The organism is Desulfocucumis palustris, from assembly GCF_002933875.1.
Lineage (GTDB): Bacteria > Bacillota > Desulfotomaculia > Desulfotomaculales > Desulfocucumaceae > Desulfocucumis > Desulfocucumis palustris.
Genome location: NZ_BFAV01000052.1, coordinates 1 through 269, shown reverse-complemented (window position 1 = coordinate 269; position 269 = coordinate 1). Strand labels below are relative to the sequence as shown.

Below are 269 nucleotides of genomic sequence, written 5' to 3'. Positions count from 1 at the left end.
TAGGGGGCGCCGGTGAAGGTGAACCTTGTTTCGTCACTGTCGCTGTCGCCTTCGCTGGTGTAGGTGCCGAATTCCTGGTATTCGTACATTTTTACTGTTTGGTTGCCCTTGCCGTATAGCATTAAGGTGGAGCCCAAACGGTCTGTGAATACGTAGTAAATGTTTCTGCTGTGACCGTTGCTTTTGTACATATCCAGCAGTTTGCCGGAGGGGAGCCTGGTGTAGCTGGCCATCAGCGCCCCGGCCCCGTCCCGGTCGGCTATTACCTG

General features: G+C 54.6%; 1 protein-coding gene. It reads right to left on the bottom strand.

Features of this window, described 5'->3' with window-relative positions:
* Positions 1-269: hypothetical protein (locus DCCM_RS18420; protein WP_165792013.1), on the bottom strand; the 269-nt coding region annotated here is incomplete at both ends.